Origin of the sequence: Rhodococcus sp. NPDC127527, assembly GCF_042672245.1 — a bacterium.
GTDB lineage: Bacteria > Actinomycetota > Actinomycetes > Mycobacteriales > Mycobacteriaceae > Rhodococcus_G.
Map to the genome: position 1 here is coordinate 535,658 of NZ_JBHXVP010000001.1, position 20,375 is coordinate 556,032.

Sequence of the window (20,375 nt, forward strand, 5' to 3'; positions counted from 1 at the left end):
CGGGTCGGCGTTGCGCCGCCCCGCACGGCTAAGGAGATACACGGTGGGACAGGTCAGCGCGAGCAGTTCGGTCGAGGTTGCGGCGGCACCGGAGCAGGCGCTGGCGGCGCTCGCCGACTATCAGACGGTGCGACCGCGCATCCTCACCGAGCAGTACCTCGACTACCAGGTGCTCGAGGGCGGTCAGGGCGCGGGCACTGTCGCTCAGTGGACCCTGAAGGCCACCGAGAAGCGTTCGCGCAACATCAAGGCGACCGTCACCGTCGCGGGCAACACGATCACCGAGACCGATGCGAACTCGAGCCTCGTCACCACCTGGACCGTGACCCCGAACGGGACCGGGTCCACCGTCGCCACGACCACCGCATGGAACGGTGCGGGCGGCATCGGCGGTTTCTTCGAGCGGACCTTTGCGCCGCTGGGCCTCAAGAAGATCCAGGCCGCCGTGCTGGCGAACCTGGCTCGCGAACTGGGGTAGTCCGGAGGGCGTCAGCCACCGAGGAAGCTGGTGATGCCGGCGACCACGGCACGGGCGTACCGGGCCCGACCGTCGTCGCCGGTCATCTCGCGGGCCTCGTCGGGGTTGCGCATGTTGCCGAGTTCCACCAGCACCGACGGCCGGGTCGCGAGGTTCAGGCCGGCGAGATCGTCGCGGCCCTGCAGGCCGCGGTCGCCGACGTAGGTCGACGGCGTGAATCCCGCCACCGTCATCGCGTCGCGCATGGCGGTGGCGAAGGCGACCGACGGACCGGTCTGGACGGCGTTGAGCGGCGGTACCGAGTAGCAGACGTGGAATCCGTGCTCGCGGGGTGCGGCTCCGTCGGCGTGCACCGCGACCACCGCGTCCGCGCCGGAGGCGTTGGCCATCGCGGCCCGCTCGTCGACGCAGCTGCCGACCGAGGTGTCGTCGGTGCGGCTGAGAACGACTCGGGCGCCGAGGCTTTCGAGCTGGGTGCGCATGTGGTCGACGACCTGCCAGGCGAGCGTGTGCTCGGGATAGCCGTCGTCGGTGCTGGTTCCGGTGGTCTGGCAGTCCTTGGTGCCGCCCCGGCCGGTGGGTACCTGGGCGGTGATCGCCGCGTCGTGCGACCCGCTGTGGCCCGGGTCGAGAAAGACCGTCCGCCCGTGCAGTCCGGTCGCGGCGACCGGCACGGCGGAGAGCAGGGGCGCGGGCACCGCCGGGGCCGAACGATCCGCCGCAGCGGCGCCCTCGGTGGGGATGGTGCACCCGGTCAAGGTCAGCGCGGCCGCCACGACTGGCAGCAGGCGCAGCTGCATCGTCGCTCGCACGCCGCCCACCGTAGCCCGATGCGTCTACGCTGACGGTGCAACACGCAGAAAGGACAATCGACGTGCAGCCTGGTGGACAACCCGACATGCAGCAACTTCTCGCGCAGGCCCAACAGATGCAGCAGCAGCTGATGGCGGCGCAGGCGGAGATCGCCCAGGCGGAGGTGACCGGCCAGGCCGGCGGCGGCCTCGTGACGGCCACCGTCAAGGGCACCGGTGAGGTGATCGCGTTGGCGATCGACCCGAAGGTCGTCGACCCCGAGGACGTCGAGACGCTGCAGGACCTGGTGATCGGCGCGATCGCGGACGCGTCGGCCAAGGCGCAGGAGGTAGCGGCGGGCAAGCTCGGGCCGCTCGCCGGCGGCCTCGGTGGCGGTCTGCCCGGACTCCCGTTCTAGAGGCGAGGACGTGTACGAAGGCCCGGTCCAGGATCTGATCGACGAGCTCGGCAAGCTGCCGGGTGTCGGCCCCAAGAGTGCGCAGCGGATCGCGTTCCACCTGCTCAGCGTGGAGCCGCCGGACATCGACCGGCTGCAGAACGCGCTGCAGAAGATCCGGGACGGGGTGCAGTTCTGCGTCGTCTGCGGGACGGTCTCCGACAAGGAGATGTGCCGGATCTGCTCGGACTCGCGCCGGGACCGCACGACCATCTGTGTGGTCGAGGAGCCCAAGGACGTGCAGGCCGTCGAGCGCACCCGAGAGTTCAAGGGCCGCTACCACGTGCTCGGTGGTGCGCTGGACCCGCTCAGCGGCATCGGACCCGACCAGTTGCGGATCCGGGAGCTGTTGGCGCGCATCGGCAATCAGGACGACGGCGTGGACGTCTCCGAGGTGATCATCGCGACGGACCCGAACACCGAGGGCGAGGCCACCGCGACCTACCTGGTGCGGATGTTGCGGGACTTCCCCGGACTGACGGTCACCCGGTTGGCCTCGGGCCTGCCGATGGGCGGCGACCTGGAGTTCGCCGACGAGCTGACGCTCGGACGGGCGCTGTCGGGCCGACGGACGATGTGACCGGTCCGGCTCGGGCTGACGAATCAGCGGCCGAGCCGGACCGTTGCGTCACTGTTCCTGGGTGCAGAACTTCCAGTCGCCGTTCTCGCGGACGTAGCCGACCTTGCCGGTAACGTTCTGGCCGCCCTCGTCGACGGTCACCTTCGCGGTGGCCTTGTCGCCGTCGACGGTGATCGCATCGACCGACACCAGCTTCATGCCGGGCTGGTTCTCGTCGAGCGTCTTCGCCCGGACCTTGTCCGCGGTCTCGGTGCACAGGCCGCCGGTCCAGCGGTCCACGTCCTTGGCGGTGTACGCCTCGCTCACCTGCTTGGTGACGTCGCGGATCTGGTCCTGGTCGCTGGGCTGGTCACTGCTCGACGAGCAGCCAGTCACGAGCGCCGCGCCGACGGAGGCCGTCAGGATCAGCAGGGGAAGGGTCTTGGGCCGCCGGGCAGCCGCCAACTTCGTCATTCTTCACGCCATTTCAGTCGATTGGTCATCGGGAGGGTAATGCACCGGGGGGCATCCAGTCAGTCGGATGAGTGACGGACCCGTCCGTGGCTCCTCCTGCCGGCCGGGCGCGGTGGTCTACTCCCTGCGGGGCAACAGCCGTCGGATCTATTCGACGGGATGCTCCTCGAGCCAGGTTCGGCGCCTGCGCTCCGACGCCCGCGACAGCCAGGCATCCTGGACGACCTCGGCCACCTCGCGCCGGGTCAGTTCGCGGAGCCGGCTCGCCCGCACCAGGACCGAGAGGTGGCCGTCGAAGTGCGGCGTCGTGAAGAACGGCGACTCGGGATCCTGGATCAGGGCCTTCTTGTCGGACTCGGAGTCGACCCAGATCACGATCACGTCGTCGTAGCGCTCGCCGGTGTCGGGGTCGAACGCATCGGGCCGCGGTCCGCGGAAGAAGACGAACGACTTTCCGCCGACCTGATAGACCGGGTTGCCGCGCGGTCCCGGCACGACGGTCACGTGCGGCATGCCCTGGGCGAGTCGGTGCACGTCCTCGACCCGCGCGCGCCGCGTTTCGCCGGTCATGGACGAAGCGTAGTCCCGTGGCGCGACTAGCCGGCCTGGTCCGTCGCCGAGCCGGGCGCGGCCTCGAGATTCATGGTCTCGCGCAGCGAGTTCACCAGATGGGCCATCGCGGGTGAGCCGGCGGCGCCGCTGCGCACGACCCCGCACACCGGCACTCGGAGCCTGCCGCGCGCCTCCCGCATGATCCGCAGGCCGGCCCGGGGAACCCCGGTCACCGTGCTGGAGTACAAGACGGTCCAGGCCCGCGGATGGTTGATGACGTCGAGGGTCGCGGTGTGGTCCCTCGCGATCGGCGGCCCGAGCTGCACCCGCCGTCCGACCTCGACGAAGGCGTCCTCGACGACCGTGTGGATCAGCACCTGACTGTGCCGTGGCGGCAGCAACAGGGGATAGGGCGCCAGCTCGCCGAGCTCGACGGTGGAGAACGCGGACAACGGATGCTGGCTCGAGGTGACGATCAGCAGGTCCTCGACGCCCAGTTCGACGGTCTCCAGCCCCGGCCGGTCCACCGCTCCCCGGACCAGCGCGATGTCGGCGTCGCCCGCGGCCACGGCGTCGATGCGTTCGGCGAAGCTCTTGATCACGAACTCGATGTCGAGATCGGGATGCAGGTCACGGACCCGTGCCACCGCGTCAAGGGACTGCGGAGCGAAGCTCATGTTCGCGGTGATCCGGATCCGATTCCGCGGCTGCTTGGCGACCGCGTACGCCTGCGTCTCGAGGCTGAGCACCTCCTGCGCGATCGGCACCAGTCGCGAACCCGCGTCCGTCAGCCGGACCACCCGCGTCGACCGCTCGAACAGCGCCGCGCCCAGTTCCTGCTCGAGCCGCGACACCTGGTGGCTGATCGCAGACTGCGAGATGAAGCACTTCTGCGCGGCGCGGCTGAAGCTCAGTTCCTCGCTCACGGCCAGGAAGTACCGCAGCTGACGGAAGTCCATGCCGCCATCCTACTTATGAGCAAACCAGATAACTGTATTCCGAATATCCCAGCTGACTAGCGGAAACCACTTCGTGATCCTTAGCGTGGCTTTCATACATCTGATTGTGATCGAGCAGGAGGTCGTGGTGAGCGAGACAGTGTTGGACCGTACCGAGGTCGTCATCGTCGGCTCGGGCTTCGGTGCCCTGGCGGCGGCGAAGAAGCTGGCCAAGGCCGGTACCCCCTTCGTGCTCATTTCCGAGACCACCGAGCACCTCTTCCAGCCGCTGCTCTACCAGGTGGCCACCGGCGTACTGTCGGCTGGCGAGATCGCACCCTCCATCCGCGCAATCCTCGCGCAGTACCCGAACGCCGACGTCCGCCTCGGCCGGGTCGTGGACGTGCGCCCCGACGCCAAGGAACTCGTCTACGAGGCCGCGGGCGAGCGGCACACCCTCGGCTACGACTTCCTGATCGCCGCCACGGGTGCGCGCCAGTCGTACTTCGGCCGCGACGAGTTCGCCGACGTCACCTACGCGCTCAAGACCGTCAACGACGCGAAGCGGTTGCGCGACCAGATCGTGCGTTGCTTCGAGGAGGCGCACACCACCACCGACCCCGAGCGCGCCAAGAACCTGCTCAGCTTCATCGTGATCGGCGCGGGTGCGACCGGCGTCGAACTCGCCGGTCAGATCAAGGAGCTCGCCGGCCGCTACTTCGAGCAGTCGATCCGCGGCATCACCGTCGACGACGTCACCGTCACCCTGGTCGAGGGCGCCGGTGTCGCGATGCCCGCGTACGGCGGCAAGCTCAGCGAGTACACGAAGGCCTCGCTGGAGAAGTCGGGCGTCGAGGTGGTGCTGAACACCCTCGTCACCGACATCGACGAACACGGCGCCACCTTCAAGGCGCACGGCAGCGAGACCGGGGTGCGGCGCACCGCCGAGACCATCGTCTGGTCGGCGGGCGTGCAGGCCAACGACTTCGCGGGCGTGCTCGCCGAGCGGACCGGATGCGAGACCGACCGGGCCGGACGGCTGCTGGTCAACCCGGACCTCACCGTCGGCGGTCGCGCGGACATCTTCGCCGTCGGCGACATGACCTCGCTGAACAACCTGCCCGGGCAGTCGCCGGTCGCGATGCAGGGTGGCCGCCACGTCGCCCGGACCGTCCTCGGCAAGACCAAGCGCGGCACGCCCTTCAAGTTCCGCGACAAGGGCAGCATGGCGATCATCAACCGCTTCCGCGCGGTGACGAAGGTGAAAAGCGTCGAGCTCACCGGCTTCGTCGCGTGGGTGCTGTGGCTGGCCGTGCACATGGTCTACCTGGTGGGCTTCCGCAACCGCTACGTCGCGGTGATGTCCTGGTTCGGATCGTTCCTCGGCCACCGTCGGCCGCACTTCCACTACGCGCAGGAGCCGACCGTCCTGGCGGCACCCGTGCCCGACGAGATCGAGACCGAGGTCATCAAGTCGGAGGTGCCGACCGAGGTACGGGTTCCCGTCCCCGTCTCCTGACGCAGTCCGGCGATTTGCGTGGCACGCCCACGCAATCGCCGGGCTCCGCGCGCTCCGGTGCCTGGTGCGTCGTCCCTGGGGAACCGGCCGCGATACAGGCGCTGCGGCTCGCGATCATGCCGTCGGCGGTCGGCGACCCGTTCTTCGGCTCGTGGCCGAATGCGCTGGGCGACAAGCGCAACGGTGAGGTTCTCGAGTCGAGGGACGTGACGACGCAGGCCGCCCCCCCTCATCGCCGCTCCCGTACGCGAGGTGCGCCAGTTCAAGGTGAGGACGACCGACGCGTCGGGAGCCCCGTCCTACGCGACGGCGACGCTGACCGCTCTACATCTACAACGGCGCCCAGGAGTTCTAGATCCCCGCACAGGGCGCCCGCAACCTGTACTCGGAGCAGTGCGGTCTCGGTGTGCGGGCGGTCTGTCGAGAGGTGTTCGGCGAACACGGCATCGCGGCCGTCACCGGGTTCGCGGGGTTGCTGGAGTGGCTCACCAGCGGCTCCGCGGGGTCCCGGCGAGCGAGTGCTGACCGTGCCGGCGGTGCCGCGGGTCCCCGGTGGATGTCGGTGGCTGCGCGTAGGTTGATCGGCGCACCAGTCCTCAGCAATCCGCCAAAGGAGTCAGACGTGCCTGAACGCAAGTCCCAGGTCGGCGCACCCTGTTGGGTCGACCTCACCAGCTCCGACCCGTCGCGGGTCATCCCCTTCTACGCCGGCGTGTTCGGCTGGGCCTCGGATACCAACGAAGACCCGCAGTACGGCGGCTACTCGATCTTCAGCAAGGATGGCGCCCCGGTCGCCGGGCTCGGCCCGCAGCAGCCCGGCAACCCGTACGGCGACGTCTGGACCGTCTATCTCGAGTCCGCCGATGCCGCGGCGACCGCGGAACGGGCGTCGGCCGCCGGGGGACAGGTGATGATGCCGGCGATGCAGGTCGGCGAGCAGGGCACCATGGCCATCCTCGGTGACCCCGCCGGCGCGGTGATCGGTGTGTGGCAGCCCGACCAGCACAGCGGGTACGGCCGCTGGGGCGAGCCCGGCACCCCGGCCTGGTTCGAGACCCTCTCGCGCGACTACCAGGCGGCGCTGCCGTTCTACGAGAAGACCTTCGGCTGGACCTACAACACGCTCGCCGACTCCGGTGACTTCCGCTACTCACAGGCGCGGCTCGGCGGCGACAACATCGCCGGCGTCATGGACGCCGCCGGATTCCTGCCCGAGGGCGCGCCGTCGTTCTGGCAGTTCTACATCGCCGTCGAGGACACCGACGCCGCACTGGCGAAGGTCGTCGAGCTCGGCGGGACCGTCGTCCGGCCGGCGGAGGACTCGCCGTTCGGCAGGCTGGCGACGGTGGCCGATCCGCTCGGGGCGCAGTTCCAGATCACCGAGATCCAGGACTCCTGACCCGGGGCTCTCCGGTGCCCGTCCGGCTGGGTTCGGGGCGGGCACCGGTGACGCCCGACAGTCGCGAAATTATGCTGAAATTGCTGGTCAGGACTATTGCGACGAGGTCGACCCGGGCGTACCGTGAGGGATGCGGATCAAGGAAAGCAGGTCGGTAACGGTCTGAACAACTTGAGAAGCAGAGATCCGGCCGAGGATGCGATTAATCGCTACATCCCCGGCCGAACCCCTGTCTGGGGGCGTTGAATCCGAGCGGTCGATCGGCACTGCCACGAGGTCCGGCGTGCGCAGCCGTCAGATCCGCTCGCGCAGCGTCGCGACGCCCTCGCCGGACAGCTCGTCCAGACCCGCGGCGCGGCCGGTCATCGCCAGCACCAGCGCCAGCATGGGGCCGGCGACCTCCGGGCCGGCCCCGATCGTCCAGGCGGTGTCGGTGGATCGGAGGCTTAGCCCCGCGATCCGGGACTTGCTCCCGATCAACAGGTTCGACCCCTTGTAGAAGTCCGCCACCCGGACCAGCGCGTCCGGCGGGTAGGCGTGCGCGATGCCGAGCGGTCGGCGGATGTCCTCCGCGTGCACGATGGTTTCGCCGAGCCAGGTGTCGACCGGCCCCGGCGGGGAACTCGTCGCGGTGGCGACCCTGCGGAACTCCGCGAGCGTGTCGGCGGGAGTGCCCGCGGTTTCCGCGGCGATGTTCTTCGCGCCGAACGACTCGAACCGGAAGCCGGTCCCGGCCATCTTCAGGAAGAACTTCGGCGGCGTCATCTTGGCCGTCGCCGTCATGTGGCCGAGCGTCTCCCAGACGGACCACTGCGAGCACAGTGACGGGGTGGACCACTGCTCCTCGGTGAGGGAAGCGAGATCGTCGGCGAGCGAGATTCGTTCGGCGTGGATGACGGGCCACGGGCTCTGTGTTGCCATGTGTCCTCCCGGATCGACTGTACTTCGGAAATTACACCGATCCGGGTGCGCCGGCCGTGCGAATTCGTGGCCCCCCCGGGTCAGCGCCCGACGGCGAGCCGTTCGCGGCGCAGCCGGTCCACCTCGTCGAGCCGCAGCGGTTCGAGTGCAGCCACGCCCAGCGCGCGGGCCAGCAGCAGGTCCGCGAGTTCGGGGTTGCGGGCCAGCGCGGGGCCGTGCATGTAGGTGCTGATCACCGAGCCCTGCACCACGCCCTCGTGCCCGTCGCCGACCCCGTTTCCGACGCCGTGGGTGACCGCGCCGAGCGGTCGCGCGTCGGACCCGAGAGCGGTGCCGCCGCGGTGGTTCTCGAACCCGGTCAGTGGCTGGGTGAGGCCGTCGATCAGCGGTCGGGTGATCACCTCGCCGATCGATCGCGTCGCCTGCGGGGAGGTGGTGACGTCCAGCATGGACACGCCCTCGACCCGTTCGCCCGCGGACGTCTCGTACCAGTGTCCGAGCACCTGGATGGCCGCGCAGATCGCCAGCACCGGCGCGCCGCGCTCGGCGGCCTTCTGCAGTCCGGGATAGCGGATCAGGTGCCGGGTGGCCAGCCGCTGGGCGGAATCCTCTGCTCCGCCAAGGGTGTACACGTCCAGCGAGTCGGGTACCGGATCGGAGAGGGTGATCTCGACGATCTCCGCGTCGATGCCCCGCATCCGCAGTCGCTGACGCAGGATCAGTGCGTTGCCGCTGTCGCCGTAGGTGCCCATCACGTCGGGCAGCACCAGGCCGATCCGCACGGTGGACTCAGACATCCCGGTTCTCCTTCGCGATGGCGGTGTTCAGGTCGCGGAATGCGGTGTAGTTGGCCAGCACCTCGACACGACCCGGCGGGCAGGACGCGATGGCCCGCAACGGATCCGGTTCGAGCGTGTGCTCGACACCCGCGTAGGTCAGCCGGACCGCCAGGTCGGTGGCGCGCTCGCCGGCAGCCACCACCTTGACGCCCTCGAAGTGCTCGAACCGCACGTCCCACAGCCAGGACAGGTCTTCGCCGTCGGGCACCTGACCGTTGACGGCGATCACCAGTCCGTCGACGGTCGGGTCGATCATCGACAACGCCTCCTGCCAGCCGGCCGGGTTCTTGGCCAGCAGCATGCGCAGCGAGTGCGGACCCACCTGCACGGCGGCGTAGCGGCCGGCGATCTCGCGGACCGCGGCGGCGGCGGCGACCGCGTCCTCCGGCCGCGCGCCCTGCGTCACGGCGGCGGCCACGGCCTGGGCGGCGTTGCCCCGGTTGGCCTTCCCGGGCAGCGTGAGGGTCATCGGGATCTTCAATCCGTCTGGGCCGTACAGGTTCTCGCCGTCGAGCCACCAGTCGGGGGTGGGCCGCTCGAAGTCGGTGCCGGTGCTGCGCCAATGGTTGTAGGCGATGCCGGTCGCGTCGCCCGTCCGCTCCTCCCAGACGATCGGCTCGCCGCTGCGCGGGCAGCTGACCGAGTCGCCCGCCCAGCCGCCGCCCGCCGCCACCCACACCACGTTCGGTGCGTCGTAGGCGGCGGAGGCGACGAGCACGTCGTCGCAGTTGGCGATCACGACCGCGTGCGGGTGCCGGGCGAGGCCCGCCCGCAGCTTGCGCTCGATCATGTTGATCTCGCCGACCCGGTCGAGCTGGTCGCGGCTGAGGTTCAGCAGCACGATCGCCTGCGGCCCGAGCGCGTCGGAGACGTGCGGCACGTGCAGCTCGTCCACCTCGATGGCGGCCAGCGTGGCGTCGACGTGGGAACTCAGCGCCGCGACGATGCCGGCGTCCATGTTCGCCCCGTCGGCCTGGGTGGCGACCTCGCCCAGGGTGGCCAGCGCGGCGGCCGTCATCCGGGTGGTCGTGGACTTGCCGTTGGTGCCGGTGATCACCACGGTGCGCTTGCCGCGTCCGAGCTGAGCCATGAGCGTGGGGTCGATCTTGAGCGCGATCAGGCCGCCGATCATCGAGCCCTTACCGCGACCCGCCTTCTGCGAGGCCCAGGCGGCCAGTGCGGCGGCGCGCAGCGCGAGGCGCCCGCGCGCGGAGAATCGGGTACCCGGGCGGGTCGCCCCGAGATTGTTCGGGCTGCTCGCCCCATGATCGCTAAGTGCCACGGGCAGAGTTTTCCACACCGGCCGTCGGCGCTCAGGGGCGCGCCGCCACCGGCGTGGGCGTCGTCACGACGGCCGTCGCGGGCATCGGGGCCGGCGCGGGCGCGGCGGCCGGGCGAGACATCCCGCCGAGGCAGCCCACGACCACGACCGCGGCGCCCACCAGGGACAACGCGCTCGGCCGCTCGCCGAGTACCAGCCAGGCCGCCCCGATCCCGACGATCGGCACCAACAGGGAGAAGGGCGCGACCAGCCCGGCGGGATGGCGACTCATCAGGTAGGTCCACAGCCCGGACCCGACCACGGTCGCGAGCACGACGATGTAGGCGAGGGCGGCCAGTGCGGGCCAGCCGGTCGTGCTCAGCGAGTCGCGCAGGGCGTGCACACCCGCGGTCGGCCCCTCCACGACAGCCGACAGCGCCAGCAGCGGCAGCGGCGGGATCACCGCCATCCACAGCGTGAGGTGCATCGGGTTCTCCGGCCTGGCCTGGCGGCTGCCGATGTTTCCCAGCGCCCAGCCGAGCCCGCCGAGCAGCGTGAGCAGTACCGGCAGCAGGGCCGCGGTCGCGGCTCCTCCGACGTGGATGCGGTCCCAGCCGATCGTCGCCATCCCCACCAGCGCGACGAGTATCCCCAGCGACTGCCTGCGACCGACCCGCTCGCCGAGCAGCACCGCGCCGAGCAGCACGGTGAACGGCGCCGACGACTGCAGCACCAGCGACGCCAGGCCGGTGGGCATGCCGGTGTTCATCGCCCAGAAGAGGAACGCGAACTGCAGCACGCCGAAGCCGACTCCGTAGAGCAGCAGCCATCGGACCGGCACGTTCGGGCGGGGCACGAACAGGATCACCGGGATCGCGATGACCAGGAACCGCAGGGCCGCGAAGAAGAAGGGCGGGAAGTGGTCGAGGCCGACGCGGATGGCGAGGAAGTTCAACCCCCACAGCACTGCGACGGTCAGGCCGATCAGGCGGTCGCGGTTGGTCATGCAGTCCATCGTGAGCGAGAAGAAACATCAGGACAATCGAATATTGATGCAGCATTGCTGTAGTTTTTCTACATGGATGTCGAGCGTCTGCGGGTGCTTCGTGAGCTCGCCGACCGCGGCACCGTCTCGGCCACCGCGGCGGCGTTGTCCCTGACGCCGTCCGCGGTCTCCCAGCAGCTCAAGGTCCTCGCGCGCGAGGCGGGGGTGGCGCTGCTGGAACCGGACGGGCGCCGTGTCCGCCTGACCGACGCAGGACAGGCCCTGGTGCTGCGCGCCGAGGAGGTGCTGGCCGCCGTGGAGCGGGCCGGAGCGGAGATGGCGTCCTACCGGGGCTCGCCGCGCGGCCGGGTACGGGTGGCGATGTTCCCGTCCGGCGCGGCACTGCTGCTACCGGGGGTGCTGTCCCGGATCGCGACGTCCGGCGTCGAGGTCGATGCGCACGACGTGGACGAGCCGGCGTCGTCGGTGCCGCAGCTGCTGGCGGACTTCGACGTGATCCTGACCCACCGGGACGAGCGCGCGCCGTCGGTCATCTCGCCCCGGGTGCGGCTCGAGCCGATCATGCGGGAACCGATCGACCTCGTCCTGCCGCCGGGACACCGGCTCGCGGGCAGGCCCGCGGTGGGGATCGAGGAGCTGTCCGAGGAGAGCTGGATCAGCGTGCGCGGTGGGTACCCCGTCGACGACGTGTTGCAGTCGGTGGCCGCCGCGACCGGCGTGCAACCGCGGGTCGTGCAGCGGATCAACGACTTCCGGGTGATCGAGGAGCTCGTGCTCGGCGGTCACGGCGTCGCGCTGATGCCTCGGTACGTGCCCGCGCACGGCGGACTGGTGAGCGTGCGGCTGGCCGGGGTGCGAGCTGCGCGGATCTACGAGATCGCGACCCGGCCGGCGGCTGTCGAGCGCCCCGCGGTGGTCGCCGTGACGGCGGCCTTCCGGGCGGAGGCCGCGGCGGTCGCGGCGGTCGACTAGGCCGAACCACATCCACGACGGACAGACGCCCCGGGACTTCGCGTGCTGGCGAAGTCCCGGGGCGTCTGTCCGAGTGCGGAGCGGCGACGGTGCCTAGCCGAGCGCCTTGGCCTTGAGGGTCTGGAACTCGGCGTCGGTGATCGTGCCGCTGTCGAGCAGGGCCTTCGCGTCGGCGATGTGTTCGGCGGGGGACTTCCCGGCGACCTCGCGGATGTAGGCGTCCTGCTGGTCCTTCGCGTGCTGCGCGGCTCGAACGGAGCGCTTGGTCATCTTGTCGCCGTTGACGATGAGGTAGATCAGCGCGGTGATGAACGGTACGAATATGAGGAAGACGATCCAGATCGCCTTGACCCAACCGGAGGTCTTGTCGTCGCGGAACATGTCGCCGATGATCGCGAACAGCAGCATCAGGTAAGCGATGAACGCGAAGCAGACGATGATGTACCAGATGATGTCCCAGAAAGACATGTGGAGCCCCGTTTCTCGATAGTGGAAGCTTCGTTCACCTGACGATTGCAGACTCGGCGCGGCGCTATCTCATCCTCGGAAGGTGAATCGGCATTTCTCACCCTCCAGGGGTGATGGGTACCGAGCACCGTCGGTGCGACGCTGGACCGCATGAGCGACTCATTGAACATCGGTCCGGTGGAATTGGTCGTGCTGACCTTCCCCGGCGCGCGGGTGGATCCGGGGACGATCGCGGCGCTCCAGGACGTGGTGGAGCGCGGATACGTGACGCTGCTCGATCTCGTCTACATCGCGAAGGACGCCGACGGCACCGTCACTCAGGTCGACGTCGACGAGGACCTCGACGAGATCGGACTGGCGGTGCTGTCGATCGAGGCCAAGGCGCTGATCAGCGACGAGGACCTGGACGTCGTTCGCGACACCCTCGAGCCCGGCACCTCGGCGGCGATCATCGTCTACGAGGAGACCTGGGCCCGGGAGTTGGCCGCGAAGGTCCGCGGCTCCGGCGGCGAGGTCGCGCTGCACGTCCAGATTCCTCGCGACGCGGTGGTCGCAGCCGTGTCGGCCGCACTGTAGTCATCCGTACCAGGACAGGAGAATCACATGGTTTTCAGAGCCGGTCGCGTCGGCCGTCCGGGATTGCTCGGCACCGTCGCGCGTACCGCGGTGATCGCGGGTACAGCGTCGGCGACCTCCAACGCCGTGAACCGCCGGTCCCAGCGGAAGGTCGCCGAGCAGCAGGCCTACGCCGAGCAGCAGCAGGAACAGGAGTACGCCCAGCAGCAGGCCTATGCGCAGCAGCAGCAGGCTTATGCGCAGCAGCAGGCGCAACAGGCGCCCGCCGCTGCCCCCGCCGGCGACGACCTCATCGCCAAGCTCGAGCAACTGGGCCAACTGCACCAGTCGGGCGTGCTCTCGGACGACGAGTTCGCCGCGGCCAAGGCCAAGCTGCTCGGATAGGACCGACCGCTCAGCGCCACCCGCGCCCGGGAACCTCGGTGCGCGGCGAGCCCTCGGGATCGCGGCTGCGGTAGACGATGTACGGCCGGAACAGGTACTTGACCGGCGCGCTGAACGCGTGGACGAGCCGGGTGAACGGCCACAGCATGAACAGCACTATGCCGAACAGCGCGTGCACCTGGTAGGTGAGCGGTGCGGAGGCGATGAGGTGGATCTCCGGCTGGAGGACGAACAGGCTGCGGAACCAGGGTCCGATCGTCTCCCGGTAGTTGTAGCCGTCGTGCAGCGAGTTCGCGGCGACGGTGGTCCACAGGCCCGCGCAGATGGTCGCGACCAGTGCGATGTACATCGTCTTGTCGTTGCGGGTGGTCGCCATGAACACCGGTCCCGTGGTGCGTCTGCGCCACAACAGGATTGCGAGCCCGACGAGGGTGCAGAACCCGGCCACGCCGCCCAGGACGTACGCCACGTAGTGGTACCGGGTCTCGCTCACCCCGACTGCGGCGGTCCACTCGTCGGGAATCACCAGCCCCAGTACGTGTCCCGCCACGACGAACACGAGTCCGAAGTGGAACAGCGGGCTGCCGATCCGGAGCAGTCGCGACTCGTACAACTCGGACGAGCGTGTGGTCCAACCGAATTGGTCGTACCGGTACCGCCACACGACGCCACCCACGAACACCGCGACCATCACGTACGGCAGCACCGCCCACAGCAGGATGTCGGTGAGACCGGCGTCGTTCATCGCCCACCTCCGGTCGGAAACGGTTCGAGCCCCACGTCCTCCTGGGGCGGTCCACTCCGGGCCAGCGCCAGCACGGCGTCCCGGTCCTTCGGGGTCGGCCCCGGCAGCGTGGACAGAATGCCGTCGAGAACCATCCGGTACGGGCTGTCGACCTCCACCAGCCCGAGTCGGATCAGGTGCAGACCCAACACGTGTCTGGTGAGCAGCGAGCGGTCGCCGGTGGCGGCGCCGAACTCGAGGACCACGGGCAGGAAGTCCGGCAGGTCGGCGGCGCCGAACTCGAAACCGGCGCGGCGGTAGTACTGCTTGAGCCGAACCAGCGTGACCCCGCGCCGCCGGGTGTCGCCGTCCGCGTAGTACGTCAGGTACAGGCAACTCTTGCGGCGCAGGTCGAACGTCTCGACGTAGTGCCGGGCCAGGTCCGGGAGCGCCTCGTCGCGGACGCGGTCGACGAACCCGGTGAGGTGCTGCACCGCGGGATCCCGCGGTTGCTCCGCCAGCGCGGCGGCCAGCATCGGCAGTCGCGCGGTCAGTGCCGCGGTCGGATAGTCCAGCAGCAGCGACGCCGCCTGGTCGACGACGCGGTGCGGGGCCTGCGCAGGGATCCGGCGGGATCGGCGCGGTTCGGGCCGCTTCATCGTCCGTCACCGCCGCGCTCGGGGAACATGCCGTCCACGACGCCCCTACCGTCCCAGTTGAGCAGGTTGACCCGCGCGCCGCGGTCCCGTGGATCGGCGACGCCGTCGGCGGACTGCCTGCGCTCGAGGGCGTGGAACATCTCCACCGCGACCGGCACCGGCCGGCCCGACGCCTCGCCGAAGGGCCCGCTGTCCAACATGCCTGGCCCGCCCTCGAAGTCGAGGCTGCAGCCGAGTTCCTCGAGTTCGTGCGCCTGTTCGGCGTGTGCCGTGGGGATGACGTAGCGGTCCTCGTACTTCGCGATCGCGAGCAACCGGTACATCTCGTAGATCTGCTCCCCGGTCATGCCGACCGCGGTCGCGATCGACTCGTCCGGCTCGTCGGCGAGGTTGAGGTCACGCATGTACGAGCGCATCGCCGCGAGGCGCTGCAGCACGTCGGTCACGGGCATCGGGTCCCCGGCGGTGAACAGCCCGGCCAGGTACTCGACCGGGATGCGCAGGGAGTCGATCGCACCGAACAGATTGTCCAGATCCTCACCGTCGTGGCCGGTTTCGGTGAGCACGTCCACCACCGGTGACAGTGGAGGCACGTACCAGACCATCGGCAGCGTCCGGAACTCCGGATGGAGGGGAAGTGCGACGCGGTACTTCTCGATCAGTGCGTACACCGGGGAACGTCGGGCCGCGTCCATCCAGTCCTCGGGTATGCCCGCCGCGCGGGCCGCCTCGATCACCGCTGGGTCCGCGGGGTCGAGCAGCAGGCCGCGCTGCGCGTCGTAGAGGTCCCGCTCGTCGGGCGTCGACGCGATCTCACCCACCCGGTCGAGGTCGTAGAGGACGAGGCCGATGTAGCGGAGTCTGCCGACGCAGGTCTCCGAACACACCGTCGGCAGCCCGACCTCCACCCGTGGATAGCAGAACGTGCACTTCTCGGCCTTGCCGGTGCGGTGGTTGAAATACACTTTCTTGTAAGGGCATCCGGTGACGCACATCCGCCAGCCGCGGCACTGGTCCTGGTCGACCAGCACGATGCCGTCCTCGGCCCGCTTGTACATCGCACCGGAGGGGCAGGACGCGACGCACGACGGGTTGAGGCAGTGCTCGCAGATCCTCGGCAGGAAGAACATGAACGTCTTCTCGTACTCGAGTCGCACCTTCTCGGTCGCCTGCTGACGCATCTGTTCGAGGATCGGGTCGTTCGCCTCGGTGGCGGGTGTACCGCCGAGGTCGTCGTCCCAGTTAGCGCTCCACTCGATCGGCATCGGCTTGCCCGACAGCAGCGAGATCGGCTGAGCGACGGGGAAGTCGTTCCCGAGTGGGGCCGAGGTGAGGATGTCGTAGTCGTAGGTCCACGGCTCGTAGTAGTCACGGATGTTGGGCAGCAGCGGGTTCGCGAAGATCGACAGCAGCTTCTTCGCCCGGCCGCCGGCGCGCAGCGTCAGCCGTCCTCGACGACTCAGCGTCCAGCCGCCCTTCCACAGGTCCTGGTCCTCGTACTTGCGTGGATAGCCCTGTCCCGGTCGGGTTTCCACGTTGTTGAACCACACGTACTCGGTGCCGCTCCGATTGGTCCACGTCTGCTTGCACGTCACCGAGCACGTGTGACAGCCGATGCACTTGTCCAGGTTCATCACCATTGCCATCTGCGCCGCCACCTGCATCAGAACTGCACCTCCTGATTGCGACGGCGGATCACCGTCACCTCGTCGCGCTGGTTGCCGGTGGGGCCGAGGTAGTTCCATCCGAACGAGAGTTGGGCGTAGCCGCCGATCAGGTGCGTGGGTTTCACCAGCACCCGGGTGAGCGAGTTGTGGATGCCGCCACGCCTGCCGTCGGTCTCCGATCTGGGCACGTTGATCAGCCGCTCCTGCACGTGGTGCACGTAGACCGTGCCCGGCGGCATGCGGTGGGTGACGACGGCCCGCGCCACCAGCACGCCGTTGCGGTTGACCGCCTCCACCCAGTCGTTGTCGGCGACACCGATCGCGGCGGCGTCGTCGACGTTCATCCACACGTTCGGCCCGCCGCGCGAGAGCGAGAGCATCAACAGGTTGTCCTGGTACTCCGAGTGGATCGACCACTTGGAGTGCGGCGTCAGGTACCGCACCGACAGCGCCTTGCCGTCGCGGTCACCGAGCCGGGTCTCCCCGAACAGTCGGGTGATGTCCAGCGGTGGCCGGTAGGTGGGCAGCACCTCGCCGAACTCGCGCATCCACGCGTGGTCGAGGACGAAATGCATTCGGCCCGTGAGGGTGTGCCACGGCTTGAGTTCCTCGACGTTGATGCTGAACGGCGCGTAGCGCCGCCCACCGGTCTCGCTGCCCGACCACTCGGGACTGGCCAGGGTCGGCACGGGTTGGGCCTGCGTGTCCGCGAATCGGATCCGGCGCTCCTCGCTGCCGGCGGCCAGGTGGCGCAGGGGTTTTCCGACCCGTCGCTCCAGTTCCTCGAAACCGGTGAGGGCGAGCCGGCCGTTCGTGGTGCCCGACAACGCCAGGATCGCCTCGGCCATCTTGGCGTCGGTGTCCAGCGCGGGCCGTCCCGCGCCGACGCCGTTCGACATCACTCCGCACAGCCGCGCCAGGTCGGCGACCTCGGCGTCGGGGTGGAACGTGACTCCCTTGGTGTTCAGGCCCAGCTTCTCCACGAGCGGGCCGAGGGTGGCCATCTTCTCGGCAATCGCGGTGTAGTCGCGTTCGACCACCTTCAGGCTCGGCATCGTCCGGCCCGGCACGGGTTCCGTCTCGCCGGCCCGCCAGTCGTGGACCTCGCCGAACGGCTGCGCCGTCTCGCCGGGGGTGTCGTGGCCCAGCGGCGTGGCCACCAGGTCGCGCCGCGTGCCGAGATGGATCTCGGCGAGTTCGCTGAACCGTCGGCCGATCTCGGTGAAGGCGTCGAAATCGCTTCGCGCCTCCCACGGCGGGTCGACGGCCGGGGTGAATGCGTGCACGAACGGGTGCATGTCCGTGCTCGACAGGTCGTACTTCTCGTACCACGTGGCGGCGGGCAGCACGACGTCCGACAGCAGCGTCGAACTCGTCATCCGGAAGTCCAGCGACACCAGCAGATCCAGCTTTCCGCGGGGCGCCTCGTCCCGCCAGCGCACCGACGTCGGCCGGTTCTCCGGAGCGGTCTCGGCGGCGCGCAGGCTCGACCCGGCGCCCAGCAGGTGCTCGAGGAAGTACTCGTTGCCCTTCGACGAGGATCCCAGCAGATTCGCTCGCCACAGCGTCAGCACCCGCGGCCAGTTCTCCTCCGCATCCGGATCCTCGACCGCGAACTTCAGTTTGCCGCTGCGCAGTTGGTCGACGACATAGTCGCCGGGTTCGTCCCCGGACGCCGCCGCGTCGTCGGCGAGATCCAGCGGGTTGCGGTCGAACTGCGGGTACGAGGGCATCCACCCCAATCGTGCCGACAGCGCCATCGTGTCGGCCGTGTGCAGCCCGGCGAGGTGCCCCTCGGCGAGCGGGGAGGTGAGCGCGTCGGCCCGGTAGCCGTCGTAGCGCCACTGGTCGGTGTGCATGTACCAGAAGCCCGTGCCGATGGCCTGCCGCGGTGGCCGTGACCAGTCCGTCGCCATCGCCACCGTGGCCCATCCGGTGAACGGACGGACCTTCTCCTGGCCGACGTAGTGCGCCCATCCGCCGCCGTTGCGGCCCATGCTGCCGGTGAGCATCAGCAGCGCCAGCACCGCACGGTAGGTGGCGTCGCCGTGGAACCACTGGCAGATGCCTGCGCCCATGATGATCATCGACCGTCCGCCGGATCTCTCTGCGGAGCGCGCGAATTCGCGGGCGATGCGGATCACCACGCCCGCGGGTACCGAGGTGAGGGACTCCTGCCACGCCGGGGTGTAGGGCTCGTCGGGGTCGTCGGCGCCGCTCGGCCACCTGCCCGGCAGTCCCGCGCGACGCACCCCGTACTGCGCGAGCATCAGGTCCAGCGCCGTCGTCACGAGGTGCCCGCCGACCTCGCGGACCGGGACGCCGCGGTGCATCACCTCGCCCTGCTCGCCGACGTCGAAGCGCGGCAACAGGATCTCGACGTCGCGGGTGTCGCCGGGAGCGTCCCGGACGCTCAGGGCGGGCACGGTGTCGCCGAGGTCGAGATTCCACTGTCCCGCACCGGCTTCGGTGTATCGGAAGCCCATGCTGCCGGGCGGGACCAGCGGGGATCCGTCGGCGGCGTCGAGCAGCACCGTCTTCCACTCGGCGCCGTCGCCCTCGTCGCCGAGGTCGGACGCGCGCAGGAACCGGCCCGGCACGTACGCACCGTCGCGTTCGGTGAGTGTCACCAGGAACGGCAGATCGGTGTAGCGGGCCGCGAAGTCGGCGAACATCGGAACCCGGCGGTCGACGTAGTTCTCCTGCAGGATCACGTGGCCCATCGCCATCGCGAGGGCGCCGTCGGTGCCCGGCTGCGCGGGCAGCCACGCGTCCGCGAACTTGGTGGCGTCGGCGTAGTCGGGGGAGACCACCACCACCTTCTGGCCGCGGTAACGAGCCTCGGCCATCCAGTGCGCATCCGGCGTGCGCGTGACCGGGACGTTCGAGCCCCACATGATCAGGTACGCCGCGTCCCACCAGTCGCCGGACTCGGGGACGTCGGTCTGGTCGCCGAACACCTGGGGCGATGCCACCGGCAGGTCGGCGTACCAGTCGTAGAACGAGGTCATCACCCCGCCGAGCAACTCGATGAACCGCGATCCTGCCGCGAACGAGACCATCGAGAACGCGGGGATGGGGGAGAAGCCGGCGACCCGGTCGGGCCCGTACTTCGCGACGGTGTGCACGTGCGCGGCGGCGATCATGTCCACCGCGTCCTGCCACGACGCCCGCACCAGGCCGCCCTTGCCGCGCGCGCGTTGATACCTCGCCCGACGGTCGGGATCGCCGACCACCTCGGCCCACGCGAGGACCGGGTCGCCGAGCCGTTCGCGGGCCTCCTGGAACATCTCGAGCAGCAGGCCGCGCACGTACGGGTAGCGAACCCTGGTCGGGGAGTAGGTGTACCACGAGAAAGCCGCTCCTCGAGGGCATCCGCGGGGCTCGTACTCGGGCCGGTCCGGGCCCACCGACGGATAGTCCGTCGCCTGCGTCTCCCACGTGATCACGCCGTCCTTGACGTACACCTTCCACGAGCAGGAGCCGGTGCAGTTCACGCCGTGCGTGGAGCGAACCACCTTGTCGTGACTCCAGCGGTCGCGGTAGAACACGTCGCCCTCCCGCCCGCCGGTTCGATAGACCGCACGCAGGTCCTTCGACACGGTGGAGCGGGTGAAGAATCGCCCGGTCTCGAGCAGGGCCGCGCCGAACGGGCCCTCGACCGGTGCGGGGGACGGGTCATCGGTTGGACGCGACATGATTTCCTCCCAGCGTTCAGGATGGCGGAATC

At 69.5% G+C, this 20,375-nt stretch carries 21 protein-coding genes; 8 read left to right on the plus strand and 13 right to left on the minus strand.

The features are described 5' to 3' along the window. Positions 1-43: 43 nt before the first annotated feature. Positions 44-478, plus strand: coding sequence for an SRPBCC family protein (locus ACFVH2_RS02505; protein WP_378421218.1), 435 nt, complete (start codon positions 44-46; stop codon positions 476-478). Between the two features lie 11 nt (positions 479-489). On the opposite strand, the gene ACFVH2_RS02510 is transcribed toward ACFVH2_RS02505, so the two are convergent. Beyond that, entirely contained in the window at positions 490-1,278 is a 789-nt protein-coding gene (locus ACFVH2_RS02510; protein ID WP_378421403.1) for an Rv3717 family N-acetylmuramoyl-L-alanine amidase, read from the minus strand. A gap of 98 nt (positions 1,279-1,376) precedes the next feature. On the opposite strand from ACFVH2_RS02510, the gene ACFVH2_RS02515 reads away from it, so the two are divergent. Beyond that, positions 1,377-1,688, plus strand: coding sequence for a YbaB/EbfC family nucleoid-associated protein (locus ACFVH2_RS02515; RefSeq protein ID WP_378421220.1), 312 nt, complete (start codon positions 1,377-1,379; stop codon positions 1,686-1,688). Positions 1,689-1,698: 10 nt separating this feature from the next. Next, on the plus strand, positions 1,699-2,307 hold the full coding sequence (gene recR, locus ACFVH2_RS02520; RefSeq protein WP_378421222.1) for a recombination mediator RecR: 609 nt from the start codon (positions 1,699-1,701) through the stop codon (positions 2,305-2,307). A 48-nt stretch (positions 2,308-2,355) separates the two neighbouring features. Here the strand turns inward: recR and ACFVH2_RS02525 are convergent, their stop codons facing one another. The 3 genes from ACFVH2_RS02525 to ACFVH2_RS02535 all read right to left on the minus strand — a co-directional run bounded on the left by ACFVH2_RS02525 (position 2,356) and on the right by ACFVH2_RS02535 (position 4,271). Continuing rightward, complete coding sequence (locus ACFVH2_RS02525) at positions 2,356-2,760, minus strand: hypothetical protein (protein WP_378421224.1); 405 nt, start codon at positions 2,758-2,760, stop codon at positions 2,356-2,358. A 147-nt stretch (positions 2,761-2,907) separates the two neighbouring features. After that, positions 2,908-3,330 carry an MmcQ/YjbR family DNA-binding protein gene (locus tag ACFVH2_RS02530; RefSeq protein WP_378421226.1) on the minus strand — a complete coding sequence of 141 codons (423 nt, stop codon included), beginning with the start codon at positions 3,328-3,330 and terminating at the stop codon, positions 2,908-2,910. Positions 3,331-3,356: 26 nt separating this feature from the next. Beyond that, positions 3,357-4,271 carry a LysR substrate-binding domain-containing protein gene (locus ACFVH2_RS02535; RefSeq protein WP_378421228.1) on the minus strand — a complete coding sequence of 305 codons (915 nt, stop codon included), beginning with the start codon at positions 4,269-4,271 and terminating at the stop codon, positions 3,357-3,359. 142 nt (positions 4,272-4,413) lie between these two features. On the opposite strand from ACFVH2_RS02535, the gene ACFVH2_RS02540 reads away from it, so the two are divergent. Together ACFVH2_RS02540 and ACFVH2_RS02545 are read left to right on the plus strand one after the other, a co-directional pair. Beyond that, positions 4,414-5,769, plus strand: a complete 1,356-nt coding sequence (locus ACFVH2_RS02540) for an NAD(P)/FAD-dependent oxidoreductase (protein WP_378421405.1) — start codon at positions 4,414-4,416, stop codon at positions 5,767-5,769. Between the two features lie 622 nt (positions 5,770-6,391). Continuing rightward, complete coding sequence (locus tag ACFVH2_RS02545) at positions 6,392-7,168, plus strand: VOC family protein (protein WP_378421229.1); 777 nt, start codon at positions 6,392-6,394, stop codon at positions 7,166-7,168. A gap of 294 nt (positions 7,169-7,462) precedes the next feature. Here ACFVH2_RS02545 and ACFVH2_RS02550 read toward each other — a convergent pair whose 3' ends face one another. From ACFVH2_RS02550 to ACFVH2_RS02565, 4 genes are all read right to left on the minus strand, one after another. After that, positions 7,463-8,089 carry a maleylpyruvate isomerase family mycothiol-dependent enzyme gene (locus tag ACFVH2_RS02550; RefSeq protein ID WP_378421231.1) on the minus strand — a complete coding sequence of 209 codons (627 nt, stop codon included), beginning with the start codon at positions 8,087-8,089 and terminating at the stop codon, positions 7,463-7,465. 80 nt (positions 8,090-8,169) lie between these two features. Then, complete coding sequence (locus tag ACFVH2_RS02555) at positions 8,170-8,886, minus strand: type 1 glutamine amidotransferase (RefSeq protein WP_378421233.1); 717 nt, start codon at positions 8,884-8,886, stop codon at positions 8,170-8,172. Continuing rightward, the gene (locus ACFVH2_RS02560; protein ID WP_378421407.1) at positions 8,879-10,120 is read right to left on the minus strand and encodes a MurT ligase domain-containing protein; all 1,242 of its coding nucleotides are present in this window, start codon (positions 10,118-10,120) and stop codon (positions 8,879-8,881) included. Before ACFVH2_RS02560 ends, ACFVH2_RS02555 begins: the two co-directional genes overlap by 8 nt. A gap of 121 nt (positions 10,121-10,241) precedes the next feature. Further along, complete coding sequence (locus tag ACFVH2_RS02565) at positions 10,242-11,195, minus strand: EamA family transporter (RefSeq protein WP_378421235.1); 954 nt, start codon at positions 11,193-11,195, stop codon at positions 10,242-10,244. Positions 11,196-11,267: 72 nt separating this feature from the next. Here ACFVH2_RS02565 and ACFVH2_RS02570 point away from each other — a divergent pair, with 72 nt between their 5' ends. Continuing rightward, a complete protein-coding gene (locus ACFVH2_RS02570; RefSeq protein WP_378421237.1) occupies positions 11,268-12,167 on the plus strand; it encodes a LysR family transcriptional regulator in 900 nt (299 codons plus the stop codon). 93 nt (positions 12,168-12,260) lie between these two features. On the opposite strand, the gene ACFVH2_RS02575 is transcribed toward ACFVH2_RS02570, so the two are convergent. Beyond that, positions 12,261-12,635, minus strand: a complete 375-nt coding sequence (locus ACFVH2_RS02575; protein ID WP_378421239.1) for an SHOCT domain-containing protein — start codon at positions 12,633-12,635, stop codon at positions 12,261-12,263. Between the two features lie 150 nt (positions 12,636-12,785). Between ACFVH2_RS02575 and ACFVH2_RS02580 the strand changes: the two genes are divergently transcribed. Together ACFVH2_RS02580 and ACFVH2_RS02585 are read left to right on the plus strand one after the other, a co-directional pair. Then, complete coding sequence (locus tag ACFVH2_RS02580; RefSeq protein ID WP_378421241.1) at positions 12,786-13,211, plus strand: DUF6325 family protein; 426 nt, start codon at positions 12,786-12,788, stop codon at positions 13,209-13,211. Between the two features lie 27 nt (positions 13,212-13,238). Further along, positions 13,239-13,595 carry an SHOCT domain-containing protein gene (locus tag ACFVH2_RS02585; protein ID WP_378421243.1) on the plus strand — a complete coding sequence of 119 codons (357 nt, stop codon included), beginning with the start codon at positions 13,239-13,241 and terminating at the stop codon, positions 13,593-13,595. A 10-nt stretch (positions 13,596-13,605) separates the two neighbouring features. On the opposite strand, the gene narI is transcribed toward ACFVH2_RS02585, so the two are convergent. Genes narI through ACFVH2_RS02605 form a run of 4 tightly spaced genes read right to left on the minus strand, consistent with a single transcriptional unit; the run spans position 13,606 to position 20,343 of the window. After that, positions 13,606-14,340: a respiratory nitrate reductase subunit gamma gene (narI, locus tag ACFVH2_RS02590; protein WP_378421245.1), complete on the minus strand. Its 735-nt coding sequence runs from the start codon at positions 14,338-14,340 to the stop codon at positions 13,606-13,608. After that, a complete protein-coding gene (gene narJ / locus ACFVH2_RS02595; RefSeq protein ID WP_378421247.1) occupies positions 14,337-14,978 on the minus strand; it encodes a nitrate reductase molybdenum cofactor assembly chaperone in 642 nt (213 codons plus the stop codon). The genes narI and narJ overlap by 4 nt, the downstream gene beginning before the upstream one ends. Beyond that, entirely contained in the window at positions 14,975-16,642 is a 1,668-nt protein-coding gene (gene narH, locus ACFVH2_RS02600; RefSeq protein ID WP_378421249.1) for a nitrate reductase subunit beta, read from the minus strand. The genes narJ and narH overlap by 4 nt, the downstream gene beginning before the upstream one ends. Next, positions 16,642-20,343, minus strand: coding sequence for a nitrate reductase subunit alpha (locus ACFVH2_RS02605; protein WP_378421251.1), 3,702 nt, complete (start codon positions 20,341-20,343; stop codon positions 16,642-16,644). Before ACFVH2_RS02605 ends, narH begins: the two co-directional genes overlap by 1 nt. Positions 20,344-20,375: the final 32 nt, after the last annotated feature.